23 protein-coding genes are annotated in these 18,353 nt (G+C 68.6%); 14 read left to right on the plus strand and 9 right to left on the minus strand.

The window, feature by feature from the left end:
* Positions 1–28 precede the first annotated feature (28 nt).
* The 8 genes from D1604_RS06480 to nadC all read left to right on the plus strand — a co-directional run bounded on the left by D1604_RS06480 (position 29) and on the right by nadC (position 6,897).
* A complete protein-coding gene (locus D1604_RS06480; protein ID WP_024353698.1) occupies positions 29–643 on the plus strand; it encodes a carbonic anhydrase in 615 nt (204 codons plus the stop codon).
* A gap of 61 nt (positions 644–704) precedes the next feature.
* A complete protein-coding gene (gene pgsA, locus D1604_RS06485; protein WP_024353697.1) occupies positions 705–1,331 on the plus strand; it encodes a CDP-diacylglycerol--glycerol-3-phosphate 3-phosphatidyltransferase in 627 nt (208 codons plus the stop codon).
* Between the two features lie 98 nt (positions 1,332–1,429).
* Positions 1,430–2,122 carry a hypothetical protein gene (locus D1604_RS06490; RefSeq protein WP_119412688.1) on the plus strand — a complete coding sequence of 231 codons (693 nt, stop codon included), beginning with the start codon at positions 1,430–1,432 and terminating at the stop codon, positions 2,120–2,122.
* Positions 2,115–2,324 carry a helix-turn-helix transcriptional regulator gene (locus D1604_RS06495; RefSeq protein WP_119412689.1) on the plus strand — a complete coding sequence of 70 codons (210 nt, stop codon included), beginning with the start codon at positions 2,115–2,117 and terminating at the stop codon, positions 2,322–2,324. Before D1604_RS06490 ends, D1604_RS06495 begins: the two co-directional genes overlap by 8 nt.
* Before the next feature lie 107 nt (positions 2,325–2,431).
* Positions 2,432–3,511 carry a quinolinate synthase NadA gene (gene nadA / locus D1604_RS06500; RefSeq protein ID WP_119412690.1) on the plus strand — a complete coding sequence of 360 codons (1,080 nt, stop codon included), beginning with the start codon at positions 2,432–2,434 and terminating at the stop codon, positions 3,509–3,511.
* Between the two features lie 58 nt (positions 3,512–3,569).
* On the plus strand, positions 3,570–4,448 hold the full coding sequence (locus D1604_RS06505) for a metalloprotease (RefSeq protein WP_119412691.1): 879 nt from the start codon (positions 3,570–3,572) through the stop codon (positions 4,446–4,448).
* 4 nt (positions 4,449–4,452) lie between these two features.
* Complete coding sequence (locus D1604_RS06510; RefSeq protein WP_119412692.1) at positions 4,453–6,021, plus strand: L-aspartate oxidase; 1,569 nt, start codon at positions 4,453–4,455, stop codon at positions 6,019–6,021.
* Positions 6,022–6,897 carry a carboxylating nicotinate-nucleotide diphosphorylase gene (nadC, locus tag D1604_RS06515; protein WP_119412693.1) on the plus strand — a complete coding sequence of 292 codons (876 nt, stop codon included), beginning with the start codon at positions 6,022–6,024 and terminating at the stop codon, positions 6,895–6,897.
* Between the two features lie 6 nt (positions 6,898–6,903).
* On the opposite strand, the gene D1604_RS06520 is transcribed toward nadC, so the two are convergent.
* Positions 6,904–8,043, minus strand: a complete 1,140-nt coding sequence (locus D1604_RS06520; protein WP_233551924.1) for a cell wall hydrolase — start codon at positions 8,041–8,043, stop codon at positions 6,904–6,906.
* Positions 8,044–8,470: 427 nt separating this feature from the next.
* On the opposite strand from D1604_RS06520, the gene D1604_RS06525 reads away from it, so the two are divergent.
* Positions 8,471–8,668 (plus strand): hypothetical protein, encoded by a 198-nt coding sequence (locus tag D1604_RS06525; RefSeq protein ID WP_024353691.1) that lies wholly within the window; start codon positions 8,471–8,473, stop codon positions 8,666–8,668.
* Positions 8,669–8,891: 223 nt separating this feature from the next.
* Positions 8,892–9,254, plus strand: coding sequence for a DUF6481 family protein (locus D1604_RS06530; RefSeq protein WP_024353690.1), 363 nt, complete (start codon positions 8,892–8,894; stop codon positions 9,252–9,254).
* 43 nt (positions 9,255–9,297) lie between these two features.
* Here D1604_RS06530 and D1604_RS06535 read toward each other — a convergent pair whose 3' ends face one another.
* Positions 9,298–9,567 carry a hypothetical protein gene (locus D1604_RS06535; RefSeq protein ID WP_147399884.1) on the minus strand — a complete coding sequence of 90 codons (270 nt, stop codon included), beginning with the start codon at positions 9,565–9,567 and terminating at the stop codon, positions 9,298–9,300.
* 236 nt (positions 9,568–9,803) lie between these two features.
* Between D1604_RS06535 and D1604_RS06540 the strand changes: the two genes are divergently transcribed.
* From D1604_RS06540 to D1604_RS15590, 4 genes are all read left to right on the plus strand, one after another.
* Positions 9,804–10,280 carry a Dps family protein gene (locus D1604_RS06540; RefSeq protein ID WP_024353688.1) on the plus strand — a complete coding sequence of 159 codons (477 nt, stop codon included), beginning with the start codon at positions 9,804–9,806 and terminating at the stop codon, positions 10,278–10,280.
* Between the two features lie 124 nt (positions 10,281–10,404).
* Complete coding sequence (locus tag D1604_RS06545; protein ID WP_119412772.1) at positions 10,405–11,595, plus strand: cell wall hydrolase; 1,191 nt, start codon at positions 10,405–10,407, stop codon at positions 11,593–11,595.
* A 121-nt stretch (positions 11,596–11,716) separates the two neighbouring features.
* On the plus strand, positions 11,717–12,703 hold the full coding sequence (locus D1604_RS06550; protein ID WP_119412695.1) for a hypothetical protein: 987 nt from the start codon (positions 11,717–11,719) through the stop codon (positions 12,701–12,703).
* Between the two features lie 11 nt (positions 12,704–12,714).
* Positions 12,715–13,029, plus strand: a complete 315-nt coding sequence (locus tag D1604_RS15590) for a hypothetical protein (protein WP_147399885.1) — start codon at positions 12,715–12,717, stop codon at positions 13,027–13,029.
* A 54-nt stretch (positions 13,030–13,083) separates the two neighbouring features.
* Here D1604_RS15590 and trxB read toward each other — a convergent pair whose 3' ends face one another.
* The 7 genes from trxB to D1604_RS06585 form a co-directional block, all read right to left on the minus strand.
* Positions 13,084–14,091 (minus strand): thioredoxin-disulfide reductase, encoded by a 1,008-nt coding sequence (gene trxB, locus D1604_RS06555; protein WP_119412696.1) that lies wholly within the window; start codon positions 14,089–14,091, stop codon positions 13,084–13,086.
* A gap of 75 nt (positions 14,092–14,166) precedes the next feature.
* Positions 14,167–14,508 (minus strand): hypothetical protein, encoded by a 342-nt coding sequence (locus D1604_RS06560; RefSeq protein ID WP_119412697.1) that lies wholly within the window; start codon positions 14,506–14,508, stop codon positions 14,167–14,169.
* A gap of 158 nt (positions 14,509–14,666) precedes the next feature.
* On the minus strand, positions 14,667–15,647 hold the full coding sequence (locus D1604_RS06565) for a mitochondrial fission ELM1 family protein (protein ID WP_199683709.1): 981 nt from the start codon (positions 15,645–15,647) through the stop codon (positions 14,667–14,669).
* Between the two features lie 38 nt (positions 15,648–15,685).
* Complete coding sequence (gene greA, locus D1604_RS06570; protein WP_003170051.1) at positions 15,686–16,159, minus strand: transcription elongation factor GreA; 474 nt, start codon at positions 16,157–16,159, stop codon at positions 15,686–15,688.
* A gap of 204 nt (positions 16,160–16,363) precedes the next feature.
* On the minus strand, positions 16,364–16,564 hold the full coding sequence (locus D1604_RS06575; RefSeq protein ID WP_024353680.1) for a hypothetical protein: 201 nt from the start codon (positions 16,562–16,564) through the stop codon (positions 16,364–16,366).
* 42 nt (positions 16,565–16,606) lie between these two features.
* Complete coding sequence (locus D1604_RS06580; protein ID WP_024353679.1) at positions 16,607–16,813, minus strand: hypothetical protein; 207 nt, start codon at positions 16,811–16,813, stop codon at positions 16,607–16,609.
* Between the two features lie 71 nt (positions 16,814–16,884).
* Positions 16,885–18,213, minus strand: a complete 1,329-nt coding sequence (locus D1604_RS06585; protein WP_119412699.1) for an amidohydrolase — start codon at positions 18,211–18,213, stop codon at positions 16,885–16,887.
* Between the last annotated feature and the right edge of the window lie 140 nt (positions 18,214–18,353).

An 18,353-nucleotide genomic window follows, 5' to 3' on the forward strand; every position in this document is an offset into this window, starting at 1 on the left:
CAAGCGTCGCGGGTCTAGGAACGATCTCATGATCGCCGAACTGACCAAGGGCTACCATCGCTTCCGCGCGAACAGGTGGCCGTCCGAACACGCCGAATACGAGGCCCTGGCCGCCAACGGCCAGAAGCCGCACACCCTGGTCGTGGCTTGCTCCGACAGCCGCGCCGATCCGGCCCTGATCTTCGACACGGCGCCGGGCGAGCTGTTCGTCGTGCGCAACGTCGCCAATCTGGTCCCGCCTTATGAGCCGGACGGCAAGCTGCACGGCGTCTCGGCGGCGCTGGAGTTCGGCGTCAATGTTCTGAAGGTCCGGCACATCGTCGTCATGGGCCACGCCTCATGCGGCGGGGTGAACGCCATGCTGAACGGCGCCCCCGCCAACTGTCAGGACTTCGTCGCCCCCTGGGTCGAGCAGGCCGCCCCCAGCGTGCGCCGCGCTGTCGAGACCCTGCCCGCCGAACAGGTCGAATGCGCCGCCGAGGAGGCCGTCGTGCGCCTGTCGCTGGACAACCTGCGCACCTTCCCCTGGATCGCGCAGAAGGAGGCGGCGGGCGAACTGAAGCTCAGCGGCCTGCATTTCGGCATCGCGCTGGGCATTCTGTCCAAGCTGACGGGGCCGGGACGGTTCGAGCGGCTGGACTGACGCCACCCTCGCCTCTGGCCGCGAACCGTGGCACACCCGGCGTGTTGCAACGGAAGACGTCATGGCCCCTGCCTACAAAGCCATCCCCAACATCCTGACCAGCCTGCGACTGGCGGCGGGGATCGTCATGTTCCTGCTGCTGGCGGGGGCGACCAGCGGCTTCCCCTTCGTCTCGGCCTGGCTGAGCCCGGACGACCAGTTCGCCATGTACCGGACGGGGTTCTGGATCTTCGTCATCGCCGCCTCGACGGACTGGATCGACGGTTATCTGGCCCGCCGCTGGAAAGCGGAGACGCGCTGGGGCGCCATCCTGGACCCCATCGCCGACAAGATACTGGTCACCGGCGCCGTGCTGGGCGTCCTGACCAGCGGCTCGGTGCAGCAGATCATCATTCCCTGCGGCCTGATCCTGTTCCGTGAATTCGCCGTCTCTGCCCTGCGTGAGACGATGGCCGGGCGCATCAAGCTGCCCGTCACCCTGGCCGCCAAGTGGAAGACGACGCTGCAGATGGTGGCCCTGGGCTGCCAGCTGTTCGCCCGCAACTGGGACGGCTGGGGTCTGCCGTTCGACTATCTGCCGCACTTCCAGCTGTTTTCGGACGCCCTGATCTGGCTGGCCGCGATCGTCACCCTGTGGACCGGCTGGCAGTATTTCAGCGCGGCGCAAAAGCAGATGCGCGACCTGTAGGTCGTTTCGTCGCCTGTTCGGAATGTCAGCGATGGCGATTGCGTTTGTCATGTAACCCATAGGTGATATGTAACCTGTAGGTATCACAGGAAGCGCCGATGGACGACGATCTGAAACAAGCCAAGGCGAAAGAGCGGCGTCGGGTGCGGCGCTTGCAGATGGTGGCGGCGCTCGGCGGGGTTGGCGCGACGGCGGGCGTGCTGGGCGTTGGCATTGCGAAGAGCGGCGAAGGCTGGATGGCGCTCGTCGGAGTCGTGCTCGCCCTTGCGGGGCTGGGCGCCGTCATAGCCTCCTTTTCTCTGGCGGGACGTTTCCTGCCTGACGGCGACACCATCCGGGTCGAGAACGCCAGGGGCGGTTATCGCGATAGTCTGCAAAGCCAGCGGGCCTATTGGGGCGCCTATGCGCCTTTGCTCATTCTGTTTCCGACCTGGAAAAGCATCGAGGCCGCCTGGGCGATCGCCGGGCGTCAGGCTGAAGCCCTGCACTGGATGATGGTGGGGCTGGGACCTTTGTGCGCCGTGGCGATTCTCTTGGTGGTGGCGGGCCTCGACAATCCCGGCGACAGAAAGATGAAGCGGTTGCTGGAGGACGAACTCACTCTGTCATTCCGGCGTTCGGCGCTGAGTCTGGCTTTGGGCGTGGCTCTGGCGGGGATGGTTGTGGTCTTCGCCCTCGGCCTTTGGAAGCCGCAGGCAGCGGTGGCGGCCATGCCGGGGCTGATGTTCGTCACGGCCTCGGCGGCGGGGCTGCGTTACTGGCAGTTGGACCGGCGGGCCGCCGGTGGCTGATCCGCGACTGGTCGTGAAGCTGAAGGCCGCGCGCACGGCGGCGGGTCTTACGCAGCAGGAACTGGCCGACCGCGCCGGGCTGTCGCGCAAGACGGTGAACACGGTGGAGAACGGGGTCTTCACCCCGTCGGTGCTGGTGGCCCTGACGCTGGCGCAGGCGCTGGGCGTACCGCTGCACGCCCTGTTCACCCTCGAGGACTGAGGCGATTTCCCTTGCGCCGTGTGCGGAACGGCCTACATTACGCCTGCTTATGCTAAGTCTGAGCATAAGTCGGGGCCGCGCAGATGGCCGTTGAGGGAGTAGGGACGATGGCGGACGGCGCTTTCGGTCTGTCGAAGGAACTGGCGGAAGAAACCGCCTCGGTGTGGGACAAGGTCAAGGACCACGTCACGCCGCTGGAATGGCCCGAACAGGCGCGGCTGATCAGCGAGATCAACCGGCTGAAACGCGAGCGCGACGCGGTCATCCTGGCCCACAACTATATGACGCCCGAGATTTTCCACGGCGTGGGCGACTATGTCGGCGACAGCCTGGGGCTGGCCAAGGAGGCTGCGCGGTCCAGGGCCAAGGTGATCGTTCAGGCGGGCGTTCACTTCATGGCCGAGACGTCCAAGATCCTGTCGCCGGACAAGACGGTGCTGATCCCCGACCTGCGCGCGGGCTGTTCGCTGGCCTCCTCGATCACGGGGGCGGACGTGCGGCTGATCAAGGAGCGGCATCCGGGCCTGCCGGTCGTCACCTATGTGAACACTACGGCCGATGTGAAGGCCGAGACGGACATCTGCTGCACCAGCGCCAACGCCGTTCAGGTCGTCGAATGGGCGGCGAAGGAGTGGGGCGTCGATAAGGTCATCCTGATCCCGGACGAATATCTGGCGCGCAACGTGGCGGCCCAGACGACGGTGGGCATCATCGCCTGGGCGGGCCACTGCGAGGTGCACAAGCGCTTCACGACGCAGGACATCGCCGACATGCGCGACGCCTGGCCGGACGCCGAGGTGCTGGCCCACCCCGAATGCCCCGAAGAGATCCTGCGTGCGGCCGACTTCGCCGGGTCGACCGCGGCCATGACGGAGTATGTCGAAAAGCGTCGGCCGAAGCGGGTGGTGCTGATCACCGAATGCTCGATGGCCTCCAACATCAAGGGCGACGTGCCCGAGGTGGAGTTCGTCGGCCCGTGCAACCTGTGCCCGCACATGAAGCGCATCACGCTGGAGAACATCCGCGACTGTCTGCTGCATATGCAGTTCGAGGTGACGGTGCCGGAGGACATGCTGGAGAAGGCGGCTCTGGCGGTGCAGCGGATGATCGACCTGCCGCCGCCGTCGAAGCCAGCACGCTATGATCTGGTCAAGGCGCGGCATCATGTCGATGTGGAGCTGATCTGATGGCCCTGCGGCGACGCGGCCCGTTGCGGGGCCGTCGCCGCGCGCCCAGTTCGAACCCATGAGCGACACAGACAACACCCTTCCCCCCGGCGGCCGCAGAGCCGGACCCTGGGATGCGCGGCTGGAAGAGACGGCGCCTGCGCCCGCGCGCGAGACGCCGCGCTACAGCGCGCGCCATGAAACGCCGCAGGAGGACAAGGGCCAACACCCCGTATGGGCGGTGGTCTCGACCTTGCTGATGGCGGGTTTCCTGTGGTTCCTGACCGGCAGCTGGGTCGTGGCGGGGGCGGTGCTGTTCGGCCTGTTCGTGCACGAGTACGGCCATGTGCTGGCGATGAACCGGGTCGGCATGGGTCCGGCGCGCATCTACATCATCCCCTTCCTGGGCGGGCTGGCGAAGGGCCAGCGCGCGCCGAAGAGCGAATGGCACGGGGTGCTGGTGTCGCTGGCGGGGCCGGCGTTCGGCCTGCTGGCCATGATCCCCTTCGTGGCCGTGGGTCTGGCGATGAAGTCGCCGGAATGGCTGATGGGCGCCTTCTTCATCGCCATGATCAATCTGCTGAACCTGCTGCCTGCGCCGCCGCTGGACGGGTCCAAGGCGCTGGGGCCGGTGCTGACACGGGTGCATCCGCGGCTTGAGCAGGTCGCCCTGCTCGCCGTCGGCGGGTTGGCGGTGTGGTGGGGGCTGTCGACGGGGCGGCTGATCCTCGCCGTCTTTCTAGGGCTGGCGGTGTTCGGCCATCTGAAGCGCGGCGTGTGGCGTGCGGCGTGGGGGCAGTTGAGCTGGCCCGAGGCGGGGCGCAGTCTGGCCCTCTATCTGCTGACGGCCGTGATCTGCGCGGCGGCGGCGATCGGCGCCCTGCTGCCGCTGACGGGCGGGGCGGTCGAACCGGCGCTGGAGATGGGCCTGCGCTTCTTCGGCGTGGGAGGCCGTTAGGCGAATGGCGCGCATCCGGCATGACGGCCCTCTGATCATCGGCGGCGGGCTGGCGGGGCTGTCGGCGGCGCTGGAAGCGGCCGGGGCGCTGGGGCCGGACGGCCGGGTGCTGGTGGTCACGCCCGAGCCCTTGCTGAACGCCTGCTCCTCGGCGTGGGCGCAGGGCGGGTTGGCGGCGGCCCTGTCGCCGCAGGACAGCGCGGCTCTGCACGCGAAGGACACCGAGGGCGCGGGCGCCGGTCTGGTGGAGGCCGAGGCGGCGCGCGCCCTTACGATGCGGGGTCGCGAGACCGTCGAGTGGCTGGCGGCGCTGGGGGCGCCCTTCGACCGCGACGCCGACGGCGGCTTTTCCGTCAGTCTGGAGGCGGCGCACAGCCTGCCGCGCGTGGCGCGGGTGGGCGGCGACGGTGCGGGCCGGGCCATTCTGTCGGCCGTGGTCGCCGCTGCGCGGGCGGCAAAGGCCATTGAGATCTGGGAAGACGGGCGGCTGCGCGGCCTGATCCGGGACGTCGACGGCCGGGTGCGCGGTGCGGTGATCGAGCGGCGCGGGGGCCGTCTGGACGAGGTGTTCGCGCCAGCGGTGGTGCTGGCCACCGGCGGCGTCGGCGGCCTGTTCGAGGCGACGACCAATCCGTCGGCCCTGCGCGGCGAGGGGCTGGCGCTGGCGTATCAGGCCGGGGCCGAGATTCTGGACCCCGAGTTCGTGCAGTTCCACCCCACAGCCATCGACGTGGGGCTGGACCCGGCGCCGCTGGCGACCGAGGCCCTGCGCGGCGAAGGGGCGCGGCTGGTCGATGGAAACGGCGCCTTCCTGCTGGGCGATCATCCGGACGCCGATCTGGCGCCGAGGGACATCGTGGCGCGGGCGGTGCACGCGGCGCGGGTCGCTGGAAGCGGCGCCTTCCTCGACGCGACCAGGGCGGTGGGCGAGGCCTTTCCACATGAGTTTCCGGCCGTCTTCGCCGCCTGCATGAGGGCCGGGCTGGACCCGCGTGTCAGCCCCATTCCGGTGGCGGCGGCGGCTCACTATCACATGGGCGGGATCGTCGCCGACGACGAGGGGCGCACGACCGTCCCCGGCCTGTTCGCCATCGGCGAGTGCGCGGCGACGGGGGTGCATGGGGCCAACCGGCTGGCGTCCAACTCCCTGCTGGAGGCGGGCGCCTTCGGGCGGCGCGCGGGCCGGGCGGCGGCGGGCGAGGTCCAGCCCGAGCGGCGGCCGCTGACGGCGGCGCCGGCGATGACGGATCTGCCGCCCGAGGCGCTGGCGGCTTTGCGCGCGGCCATGACGCGCCATGCGGGCGTGGTGCGGGACGAGGCGGGACTGACGGCGCTGCTGGTCCTGATCGACGACCTGGCGAAGGCGTATCCGGCGGCGGCCTGTCTGACAGCGGCGCGGCTGGTCGCCGAGGGGGCGCTGAACCGGCGCGAGAGTCGGGGCGGCCACTATCGCCGCGACTTCCCCGACAGCCTGCCGAGGGCCGAGCACACGCGGATGCGCGCGGCGACGACGCCCACGCGCGACGAAGAGGCCAGGGCGGCGACGCTCGCCGCCCTGGCGGCCGTGATCTGAATGATGAAGGACGTTTCCGTGACCCGAACCCTGCCGGACCTGTTGATTGAGCCCGTAGTGCGCCTGGCGCTGGCCGAGGATCTGGGGCGAACGGGCGATGTGACGGCGCAGGCCTGCATCCCCGAGGACGCCCGCTTCAGCGCCGTCTTCTGCGCGCGTCAGGCCGGGGTGATGGCGGGCGGTGCGGTGGTGCGGATCGCCGTCCACGCGCTGGACCCGCTGGCGACGGTGACGGTGACGGTCGCCGACGGCGAGGCGTTCGAGGCCGGAGCTGTGCTGATCGCGGTCGAGGCGAACGCCCGCGCCCTGCTGTCGGCCGAGCGGACGGCGCTGAACCTGCTAGGCCGGATGTGCGGAATCGCCACCCTGACGCGGACCTATGTGCGGGCGGTCGAGGGGACCAGGGCGCGCATCGCCGACACCCGCAAGACCACGCCGGGGCTACGGGCGCTGGAGAAGCACGCGGTCGCCTGCGGCGGCGGGCTGAACCATCGCTTCGGGCTGGATGACGCCGTCCTGATCAAGGACAACCACGTCGCCGTCTGCGGCGGGGCGGGCGAGGCGGTTCGCCGGGCCAGGGCCTTTGCACCCCACCTGATGAAGGTCGAGGTCGAGGTCGACGGTCTGGATCAACTGGACGAGGTCCTGCCTGAGCGGCCGGACGTCATCATGCTGGACAACTTCAGCCTGGACGACATGGCCGAGGCGGTTCGGCGCGTGCGAGACAGCGCCTTCGGATCAGTGGTGCTGGAGGCGTCGGGAGGGGTGAACCTGAGCACGGTCGCAGGCATCGCCGCGACCGGCGTGGACGTCATCTCCGTGGGAGCCTTGACCCATTCGGTGATGCAACTGGATATCGGCCTGGACGAGGCGTGACGCCGGTCAGGCTCCGCCCGCCGCAACCGTCGAAGCGGCCGGGGTCAAGGCGGCGGTCTTGATCGTCACAGGCTGGGGCTCGGCGCCGCGCGAGGCCGTGGTGCGCGGCGCGGCGGCCGCAGGGGCCGCAGCCGGGGGAGCGGCGGCCGGGGCCTTGTCGCCGGCGACGGCGGCTTCGCGCGCCAGTACGGCGGTATAGGCGATCGCGCCCGATACGTTGCGCGCGGCCTCGACGGGGTCGAGGCTGGCCTGAACCAGTCGCGGGGCCTGCTCGACCGGGCCCGAGGGGCGCGGATTATAGGCGAAGGCCTGACTGGCGCCCGAACGACCGCCGAAGCGATAGAAAAGATGGTCGCCGACCTGATTTACGCGGATCAGATTGTTGCGCCACGACGGCGAGACGGCGGTGGTGTGGAAGTGGGTGGCGTTGCCGACGGCGCTGAACACCTGGCCGGACAGGGCCTTGGTCGCGACTTCGCGGGCGCGGTTCCAGGCGCTGCGGTTGACGGCGCCGCGCATGGCGCCGTTGCAGGTGAAGCTGAACTGGCAGCCTGAGCCTCGGTTGGCGCCCTGATAGACGACGGCGCAGACGGTCTTGGGAAAGGCGGGGTGGCGGGCGCGGTTCAGCACCACCTGGGCCACGGCCTTCATACCGTCGCGGCCCTCGCCGCGCGCTTCATAATAGACGGCCTGGGTCAGGCATTCGAGGTCGCGCGACTGGTCCAGGGCGCCGTCGAGGCGGAAGGGACGGGCGGCGGAAATCTTGGTCGCGCCAGCGGCCTGCAGGTTGGCGCGGCGCAGGCCGTCCTGGCCCTGAAGCTGCTCCAGCCGGGCGGTCAGCAGTTCGGCCTGGCGGTCTCGCTGGGCGGACCCGGCGACGGAATAGGGATCGTGGCGGTGGGCGATGGCCAGGGCGCTGGCGTCCAGGCCGCCGGCCGCTTCGGCCAGGGCTTCCTGGGTATAGGCGCCCTGCAGGCGCTCGGCCTGACTGCGCACGGTCGAGGCCTGGGCGGCCAGGCCGCCCAGATAGGCCCCTCCGACTGCGAGGCCGACCACGCCGCCGAACGCCGCCGCAGCCGTCGTCGGGCGCAGGCGGAATGAGCGGGCGGCGTGCATCAGCGCGCGCGTCTGCGAGGAGAAAGACAAAGGCGTAGTCCTGTACAACAGGGCGAGGATGCCGCCCCCGTAGTTCCCGAACCCTGGCGACAAGGACGCGTCGCGCTTCAAGCGGGTCGGGTGAACGCCGACTGAACGCCGGCCCTCGAAGGCGGGCCTTTATCCATTGATTTATGGCCTCAATGTGACTGATTCGCTAGAATTGTAATTTCTTCAGCATAGGGAAATTGCCGGAAAGTCATTATTTTTGTTGTTTCAAATCATGACGAAATTGCGCCTGAGACATTCTTGGGAATACCGTATTGTTCTGTTGAACAAAGATTGTGCGGTGCGAGGCGCGGGCATGAATAAGCTATTGGCGGGGGTGTGACATCTTGGATGCCTGAGTCGTGCCTCAGATGGGAACCAGTCGGTAATTTCCGCGTTCCAAGCTGAGCTATTTCAAGGAGTTGACCCCATGACCCGCATCGCTTCCCGCCTGCTCGTTCTGACGCTGGCCGGCGCCGGAGCCCTGGCCCTGTCGGGCTGCGGCCACACGGTCGAACAGAAGGCGGCGACCGGAGCCGTCGCTGGGGCCGTGGTCGGCGGCCCGGTTGGAGCGGCCGTTGGCGGCGCCGCGGGCGCTGCGGTCGGCCACGCTCAAAAGCCGCAGTAACGACGCGTCTCTTTGACCGCGAAACGCGGTCGGAGGGCGTCAGTCGCCGCTAAATCCTATGAAATCGGGCTGTAGAGCTTGATTTCGGCGCGAAATTCGGCTTTGCCCTCCCGCCGGGCCGAGCGTGCCGAAACGCGCTTTGCGCCCCGTCTTGCGGCCGTCGCTTCGGCGATCGGCCCTATTCGCCGTTTCCATCCCCTATCAAGGACACCCGCCTCTCAGCATGCGCGACCTCAAGAACACCGGCTTCAACGACCGCCTGTCCGCCCAGAAAGACGCCAAACAAGCCCTGCTGGCCCGGTTCAAGCCGAAGCCGACGGTTCAGGACCCCGAGTTCGAGAAGCTGGCCGCCAAGCGCGCCGCCGAGAAGGAGGCGATCCGCCAGCAGCACGAACTGGCCAAGGCCGAGCTGCGCCGTGAGAAGGCCGAGAAGGACGCCGCCCGCCTGGCCGCCGAGATGGCCGCCCAGGAAGAGGTCGACGCCGCCAAGCGCGCCGCCCGCAAGGAGCGCAAGCAGTTGACCAAGGAAGAGCAGAAGGCCGCTCGCGACGCCCGCTACGCCGCCCGCAAGGCGCGCAAGCGCTAGGTTTGAAGACGCCCCGGCTCGGGCCGGGGCGTTTACGCGCGGCTCACTGATAGATGGCGCCGTTGCTGGTGCAGGTGCCGGTTCGAACGAGCACGTAATGGGACGTCACCGTTCCCACAGCATGCTCGGCCACTCCAGCATAGCCGTTGTAGCAGACGCCCGCCTGATAGCCGACCTGAACGGTCTTGGTTGCGTCGCTGAAATAGATGTAATCGTAAAGGGGTTCAGACCACGGCGTGGCGAGTGCTGCGGTGGATAGAGCTGCGCTTATGACGGCTGCCACACACGCAATAGTCTTGATCGAACGAGCCATGATAAAACTCCGCTGATTGGCGACGTGTGACGCTCTCATAAAAAACGTCTGTTTCTGAAATAGAAAATCCGTGATCGCTGAAATCGAAGGGTTTCATGTGCGCGGCAACGCTCATGCCGGTCTGACGTTAGAGGGGCGAAGATTCCTGCGAAGTGATGTCGCCGGCCCCTTGGAACGCAGGCCAGACGACCTAACTGCAAGGCTGATCTTCCCCAGCAATGCCAACAGGAGCCGTCATGAACGCCATCGACACCGGTCTGAAGCCCAAGGAACGCGCTGACGTCGCGCGCGAACTGTCCAAGGCTCTGGCCGACAGCTACGCCCTCTATCTGAAGACGCACGGCTACCACTGGAACGTGCGCGGGCCGGAGTTCTTCAGCCTGCACAATCTGCTGGAAGAACAGTACCGCGAAATCTGGGCCGCGCTGGACGAGATCGCCGAGCGTATCCGCGCCCTGGGCGAACTGGCGCCGCAGAGCGCTTCGGCCTTCGCCAATCTCACCTCGATCAAGGACGGCGATCCTGAGAAGGATTCCGCAGCCATGCTCAAGGAGCTGATCAAGGACCACGGCGTCGTCATCGCCACCGCCCGCGCGGCTTTGGACGCCGCCGATGAGGTCGGTGACGAGGCCTCGGTCGACCTGATGACGGTGCGTCTGGCCGCGCACGAAAAGGCGGCCTGGATGCTGCGCTCGAGCCTCGGCGAGCGATAAGGGCCGGCGGGATTACCGTTCCATCTCACGCAACGGTAATCTTGGCGTCTGAAAAGCGCCGGATTGGGCGGTCATGCAGATCGCCGGTTTCCGGCGCCGTCAGGCGTCGCTATACGGACGTCGCATGACCCTGGGCCGCCTCACGCCGCTGAAGACGACCGGACGCCGCGCCCTGGCTGCGGCGCCCGCCGCCATGGCCGTCACCCTGGCGGCGATGGGCGTGGCCATGTCCGCCAGTTCGACGCCGCGCCCCGACATCGACCGGACGGCCGAGGCGGTGGCGCGCGCCACCGGCGGGGATCTCGGTCCGAACGGCCTGGCGGCGGTGATGGCGCGGATGGACGCGGGCCAACTGGCTGTGGCGCGTCGTCACGACCCGGCTCTGGGGCTGCCTGAACTTTACGGCCTGACGCCGGGTTGGGAGAGTCTGACGCTCGGCGGCAAGCCCAGTCTGGATCAGGGCGTGGCCGGCGTCGCCGCCCAGCAGTTGAACGCCGCCATGCCCAACGCCTTCGGCGCGCTTCAGCCCGCGCTGCCCTTCGTCTTCCGCCCGGCGGACGAGGCGTCGCGCCAGCGCGCCCTGCGCTGCCTGACCCAGGCCGTCTATTACGAGGCGGCGCTGGAGCCGACCGAGGGGCAGGAGGGCGTGGCCCAGGTCGTGCTGAACCGGGTGCGCGATCCCAACTATCCCGCCAGCGTCTGCGGCGTCGTCTATCAGGGCGCCGAGCGGACCACGGGCTGCCAGTTCAGTTTCACCTGTGACGGCTCCCTGGCGCGCGGTCCGGTGCGCTGGGCCTGGGACCGGGCCGAGCGGGTCGCGGCGCGCGCCCTGAACGGTCATGTGGCCGAACGCGTGGGCACGGCCACCCACTACCACGCCGACTACGTCCACCCCTGGTGGTCGCCGACCCTGGCCAAGATCACCCAGGTCGGGGCGCACATCTTCTATCGCTGGAAGGGCGCGGCCGGTGATACGGCCGCCTTCGTCAATGCATACGCGGGCCGAGAGCCGTCGATCGACGAGGCCCGCTTCGCCAAACCGCGCGTCCTGCTGGCGACGGCCGCCGACAGTGTGGAAGCGGCGCTGGAGGGCGCCAGGTCGGGCGAACTGCGCACGGTTGAGATCGAGGGCCAGACCCGCGTCGTCGGCATCGCCAGCCTGGGCGGCCGTCGTCAGGCCAGCAAGGAAGAAATCGCCGCCATCAACGAGCGGCTGAAGGCCTTGGAAAGCGGCGCCGTCCCCACCGTGACCGCCCCGCCGCCCGCCGGCGTCACGCCCATGGTTGTCGAAGAGGTCGGCAAGCCTCAGGGGTGAGGGCGGGACGATCGCCCTATTCAGCCCGCTTCCGGCCATACTATCGTCGCTTCGAGCTTCACCATATTTGGGGAGCCTGCGCTGGAGGGAGTGCGGGGGCTGGTGTTCGGAAGGGGAAGTCATGGCGTTGCGTTTCGGGGGCGGGCGGCTCGGCCTGGCCATGGGGCTGGTCCTGTTTTCGGCGGAGGCCGCCCTGGCGCAGGCGCGACTGGACGCCGCCTCGGCCACGACGGTCTTCGGACAGGCCCAGGCCTTGTGCGACGCGGACGGCGGTCGGGCATGGGGCGTGTCGCTGTGCGGGCCGATCCTGATCGCCGATCCGGCGACGCGCGACTTCATCGCCAATGCGGACGGCGTCGATGCGCCCCTGGAGCGGGAAGGCGCGTTCTTCACAGGGCGACTGCCGGACTCCGTGCCCATCGCCAATACGGCGGTGCGCTGGAACGGTCGGGTCTGGACCATGCTGATGGCGCCGCTGCCGGAGGATGAGACGGCGCGGTCCATCCTGCTGATGCACGAGGCCTGGCATCGCATCCAGGACCAGATCGGTCTGAAGGCGATCCACGCCGACCAGCCTCAACTGGAGACCGAGGCGGGGCGGTTGTCTTTGCGTCTGGAGTTGCGGGCCCTGTCGGCGGCGCTCGCGGCGGTCGAGACGGTTGAGCGCCGTCGGGCGGTCGAGGACGCGCTGGCCCTTCGGGCCTGGCGGCACGCCCGGTTCCCGGAGGCGCAGGCCGCCGAGGACGCCATGGAGCGGAACGAGGGCGTCGCCGAATACACCGGCCGCCTGTTGTCGCGCGATGATCAGATGACGTCCCGCCTCGCCGCCCACCTGGCCAGGGGCGACCGGGTGCGCGCGTACGCTCGATCCTTCGCCTATTACACCGGCCCGCCTATGGCGTCCTTCTGGATGAGGCTGCGCCGGGCTGGAAGGCGGACTGGGATCGCCGCCAGGGACTGGGGCGGATGCTGGCGCGCGCGCTGGAGCTGCAGGTCGTCGCCGATGAAGAGGTCTTCGCGGAACGCGGGGCCCGATACGGGGCGGCGCAGATCGAGGCCGAGGAAACGGCAAGGGCGCGCGAACAGGCGGCGCGCGTCGCCGCCCTGAGGGCCGGACTGGTGGACGGTTCCGTCCTGACGACGCCAGTATCCGGCGCCAGCTTCAGCTTTGATCCCAATCAGGTGACCCCTCTGCCGCCGGAAGGATCGGTCTATGGCGTCATTCGCGCCGCAACGGACTGGGGCGTGCTGGAGGTCGAGAAGGGCGGCGCCCTTCTGTCGAGCGATTGGTCGCGCCTGTCCGTGGCCCTTGCCGAAGCGAGCGCGACGCCGGACGGCATGACGGGGGACGGCTGGACCCTGACGCTGAAGCCGGAGTGGATGGCGACGCCGGGACCGCGCGAAGGAGATTGGACGATCAAGCGGCGGCCCTGATCGCGAACCGCCGCCTTCGAGGCGGGAAGGGTCGGCCGCCGGGGCGGCCGAGGTTCACCAGGCTCCCAGCTTCTCGGCTTCCTTGTGGCTGATGGGGTGGTGGGCGGCCTTGTGGTCTTCTTCGGCGAGGAAGCGGGCGGCTTCGAGAGCGGCCATGCAGCCCATGCCCGCCGCGGTCACGGCCTGACGATAGACGTCGTCGGTGACGTCGCCGGCGGCCCAGACGCCCTCGATGGCGGTCGCGGCCGTGCCCGGCTTGACCCGCAGATAGCCCCCGGAGTTGGTCTCCAACTGGCCCTTGAACAGTTCGGACGAGGGGGCGTGGCCGATGGCGATGAAGACGCCGTCGGCGGCAATTTCGCTGATCTCGCCGGTCTTGACGTTCTTCAGGCGCACGCCGGTGACGTTGCGGGCCAGGCCGTCGACGACGCCGACGACTTCCTCGACGGCCACGTCCCAGACGACCCTGATCTTGGGATGGGCGAACAGGCGGTCCTGCAGGATCTTCTCGGCGCGGAACTCGTCGCGGCGGTGAACCACGGTGACGGTCTCGGCGAAGTTGGTCAGGAACAGGGCTTCCTCGACGGCGGTGTTGCCGCCGCCGACCACCACGACCTGCTTGCCGCGATAGAAGAAGCCGTCGCAGGTGGCGCAGGCCGAGACGCCGAAGCCCTGATAGGCGGCCTCTGATTCCAGCCCCAGCCATTTGGCCTGGGCGCCGGTGGAGATGATGACCGTCTCGGCCAGGATTTCAGCGCCTGAATCGAGCGTCAGGCGGAAGGGGCGCTGGGACAGGTCGGCCTGGGTCACGATGTCATGCAGGACTTCCGTGCCGACATGTTCAGCCTGGGCCTGCATCTGCTGCATCAGCCAGGGGCCCTGAATGGTCTCGGCGAAGCCGGGGTAGTTCTCGACGTCCGTGGTGATGGTGAGCTGGCCGCCAGGCTGAAGCCCGGCGATCATCACCGGGTTCAGCGAGGCGCGGGCGGCGTAGATGGCGGCGGTCCAGCCGGCGGGGCCGGAACCGATGATGGCGACACGGACGGTACGAGCTTGGGTCATGGCGCCTATTTAGGCGCTGATTCTCTTAAGCGCGATGCCGATGCGACATTTCACGACCTGCTGCGCCGATTGGCGTCAGGCGTGAGCCTGCTGGCCCTCAGCCTTGCGGGCGGCGCGCAGGTTTTCCAGGGTGTCGGCGACGTCGGACAGAAACGCCTCACGTCGTGCGGCCGCTTCGGCAGGGTCGGCGCCGTTGCGCATGACGCGGCCGTTGAAGACGGAGGCCTCTTCGCGGATGCGGGCGACCAGGGCGGTCAGGTGTCCCTTGCCCTTGCGCTGGTCCATCACCTGGGCGTGGTTGTCGGCGTCACGCAGCCGCCGGGCCAGAGCATCATCAACATCCTGTCCCATCTCGGCGCGGCCAGCCATCTGGCTGAAGTCGTGGGCGTAGAGGCGGATGAAGTTTTCTACGATCAATTCGGAGCGTCCTTTCCGTGAAAAAAGAGCGTCAAAGTTCAAGGCGCAGCTATCCGATCAGCGTTTCCGCCGTCGGATTGGGGGCCGTATTTTTCCTTGATCCCGACATATGGGGACGGCGAGGACGTTTCGCCACCCTTGCGGGGCGGGGGCCGATTTCAGCGGGGTTTGAGGGCCGCCAGAACGGCGCGGGCGGCGCGTTCGGTCTCGTTCAATGGCGCATAGGTCCACGGCGTCAGCGCGCCGTCGAAGGGGCGGGCGGCGCGGCGCGCCTGAAGGTCGGCGTGCAGGCGGGCGAACTTGCCCGGCGCCTTCTTCGCGATCATCGGCAGGACGTGGACCGGCTTGCCGGTTGAGGCGGCCTCGGCGGCCATATTGGCGCTGTCCTCGGTGACGAGGATGTGGTCGGCGGCGTCCAGCATGGCGAACAGGGGGTTGTCGCCCTTGCCGTCCCAGATCCAGCCTGGCAGGGCCGACAGCCGGTCGCTCATCACCGCCTTTGCGGCTTCGGGCGTGCGACGCGAATAGGTCAGCAGCAGGGAGCCGTTTGCGGCGGTGACAGCCTCGGCGATGCGCTGGGCCAGATCGGCGGCGTGGTCGGGCGGCAGGTCGAAGGCGGCGGAGGCGCCGCCCACCATCACCGCCACGCGTGGATGGGGCAGGGGGGCGATGCGCGCGGCGAAGGCGGGCGCCGCCTCGGCCAGTCTTTCGCGCGTGATGCGGTGGGGGCTGCCGGTGATCGACAGGACGTTGGGGCCGCTGAGGTCGTCATGGGCAGGGGCGACGATCAGATCATAGCGGTCGTTGCGCCAGCGCGGATCCTGGGTCTGGACGACGAAGGTCTTGCCGCCGCTCCAGTCGCGCACGCGCGCCGACAGGGGCAGGCTGGCGCGGCCCGTGGCGATCCACAGGTCGGGCCATTCCGCGACGCTGCGCGGATCGAAAGAACCCGGCGCCAGCATGGCGGGCGACTTCAGGGCCGAGGGGAGCCGGTCGAAGGCGGGGCGCCAGCGGACCTGCTTGATCTTGATCTCGGCGGGGGTCAGGCGGGCGATGGCCTCGGCCAGCCCCAGAGCCTGGTTCTGGATGCCGGTCCGGCCGTCGGAGACGACCCAGATGGAAAGAGGGCGCGCGGCCATGCCGCGCGCCCTGCCTTCAGCCTCGATGTCGGCGGAGGTTACTTCCACTCGACCTTGAGGATTTCATAGGCCTTCACGCCGCCGGGCGTGTTGACCTCGACCACGTCGCCGACCTCCTTGGAGATCAGGGCGCGGGCGATCGGCGAGGCGATGGAGATCTTGCCCAGCTTCACGTCGGCCTCGTGTTCGCCGACGATCTGATAGACGCCTTCTTCCTCGGTGTCCTCGTCCACGAAGGTGACGGTGGCGCCGAACTTGACCTGGTCGCCGGACAGTTTGGACACGTCGATCACCTGGGCGCGGGACAGCTTGTCCTCGATCTCGGCGATCGAGCCTTCGATCCAGCCCTGGCGCTCCTTGGCGGCGTGGTATTCGGCGTTTTCAGACAGATCGCCATGCTCGCGGGCTTCCGCGATGGCGGCGATCACGCTGGGTCGTTCCACCGACTTCAATTGCTTGAGTTGATCGTCGAGGGCGCGATAACCCTCGGCCGTCATCGGCACTTTTTCCATTTGTGTCGTGAGTTTCTTGCTACGCCCGAAGACAGATGAGAGACGGTTCGGTGCACCGCGGCCACGGGGGCGTCGCGTGACCGGCCAAAGAAGGTAGGGCGCCCAGCGCTCAAACTCAAGATGGGGCAGGCAGGTCGCTGGACGTTGTTCGTCGCGGCGGAACAGCGCAAGGCGCAGGTCGCCAGCATTTCATTCGCCCGCCCTTCATTCGCTGGACGGCGGTCCTGGCAGGCGATCCCTGCCGAAGGCGCGGCGCAGGGCGGTCCAGGCGATAAAGCCCAGCGCCGCAAGCGCCATCAGCATGAAGGCGCCGGATACGACAGCGACGCCTGCCGCGATAAAGGCGATGACGAAACAGACGGCCGAAAACAGGGCCGCGATCACTTGGATTACGGACAGGCGCATGAAGGTGTTAACGCCTCACAAACCGCCGAGTTGCGGCCGAGCTCAGCGTGCGCGCCCGCGTGATCTACGACGCTGCGGCGGCGCAGCCTTGACCGCAGGCGCGTCTTCGGCGGCGCCGCGACGGTGCTTCCACAACTGCCAGGCTATGCCCGCCAGAGCGATCTTGCCCATGTGGCGGCCCATCATCGCGCGGCCGCGACGCGACAACAGCAGACTGCTTACGAGGGTAGGCAGAGTAGGCAGGAACATGGGCGGCGTCTCCAGACGGAAAGGGAATGTTCCTTCCTCAACGACCAGGACGCCGCCCGGTTCAACAGCCTTTACCGTTTCGGCATCAGGGCCTCGGCGGCCAGCACCGAACCTTCGACGCCCAGGGTGACGGCGGGCTCCGGCGTGATGCGGAACAGGCCCGAGTGGTGACCGGCCGCGCCCTTGACCTGGTCGGGCGGCGTGCCGCCGACGCGGAAATAGACGCCCTTCACCCCGAGTTCGGGCGTGACGAACTCGGCGAAGTCCTCGGCGCCCATGCCGGTGCGCGGATTGTCGATCAGCACGTCGTCGCCCAGACCGGCGGTCAGGGCTTCGCGGACGCGGGCGGCCGTCTCGGCGTCATTGATGGTGGGCGGGGTGTTTTCCAGCGGCGACCGCACGACGGTCGGTAGCTTGTCCTCGGGCACGCCCAGGGCGCGGGCGGTGTTCGCCGAGATGCGGTCGATGCCGTCCAGCAGCTTGGCGCGAACCTCGGGGCTGTCCGAGCGGACGGTCAACTGCATGTCGACGCGGTCGGAGATGATGTTGTGTTTGATGCCGCCCTTGATGGCGCCGACCGTGACCACGGCGCCCTCCAGCGGGCTGGTCTCGCGGCTGCGCAGGGATTGCAGCGCGACCACGATGTGCGAGGCGACCAGGATCGGATCGACCCCCAGGTGCGGCGAGGCGCCGTGGGTGGCGACGCCGTGGACGGCGATGTCCACGCTGTCCGAACTGGAGGAGGTGATGCCAAGTGGCACGCCGATCCGGCCCGTTGGCGTGTCGGACGAGACGTGGAAGGCCAGGGCGTAGTCCGGCTTGGGGAAGCGCGAATAGAGGCCGTCCTGCACCATGGCGCGGGCGCCGAAGATGCGTTCCTCGGCCGGTTGGGCGATCAGGACCAGGGTGCCCGACCAGTTGGCCTTGCGCGCCTGCATCTGGCGCGCCGTGCCGACCAGGGCGGTGATGTGCACGTCGTGGCCGCAGGCGTGCATGACGGGTTTTTCGACGCCGTCGGTGTCGACCTGGCGGGCGGTGGAGGCGTTGGCCAGGCCCGACTGCTCCTCGACCGGCAGGCCGTCCATGTCGGCGCGGATCATCACCGTGGGTCCAGGGCCGTTGCGCAGGACGGCGACCACGCCGGTGCCGCCGACGCCGGTGGTGACATCATAGCCCAGAGCGCGCAGTTCCTCCGCCATGCGGGCCGAGGTCTGGACCTCAAGGCCCGACAGTTCGGGGTTGCGGTGGAAATGGTCGAACAGGGCGCCGAGGTTGGCGTCGTAGTCCGCCTTGACGGCGGCCTTCAGCGCAGCGGCGTCGTTCGCGTTCTGGGCGATGGCGGGCGCGGAACCGGCGGCCAGAACGGCGGCCAGAATGGCGGTGAGCGCGGTCTTCTTCATGGTGGTGTCCCCTCCGGTGTCAGGCGCGACCTTAGCCGCTGGAGGGGATGGGGCAACCGGATAAGGCGTGCATTTATCCGCCGTCATCCTGGGGCTTGATGGGCCGGTCCCACGAAAAAGCCCCCGACGATCGCTCGTCG

The sequence above is a fragment of the Brevundimonas sp. LPMIX5 genome (genome assembly GCF_003576505.1).
Lineage (GTDB): Bacteria > Pseudomonadota > Alphaproteobacteria > Caulobacterales > Caulobacteraceae > Brevundimonas > Brevundimonas naejangsanensis.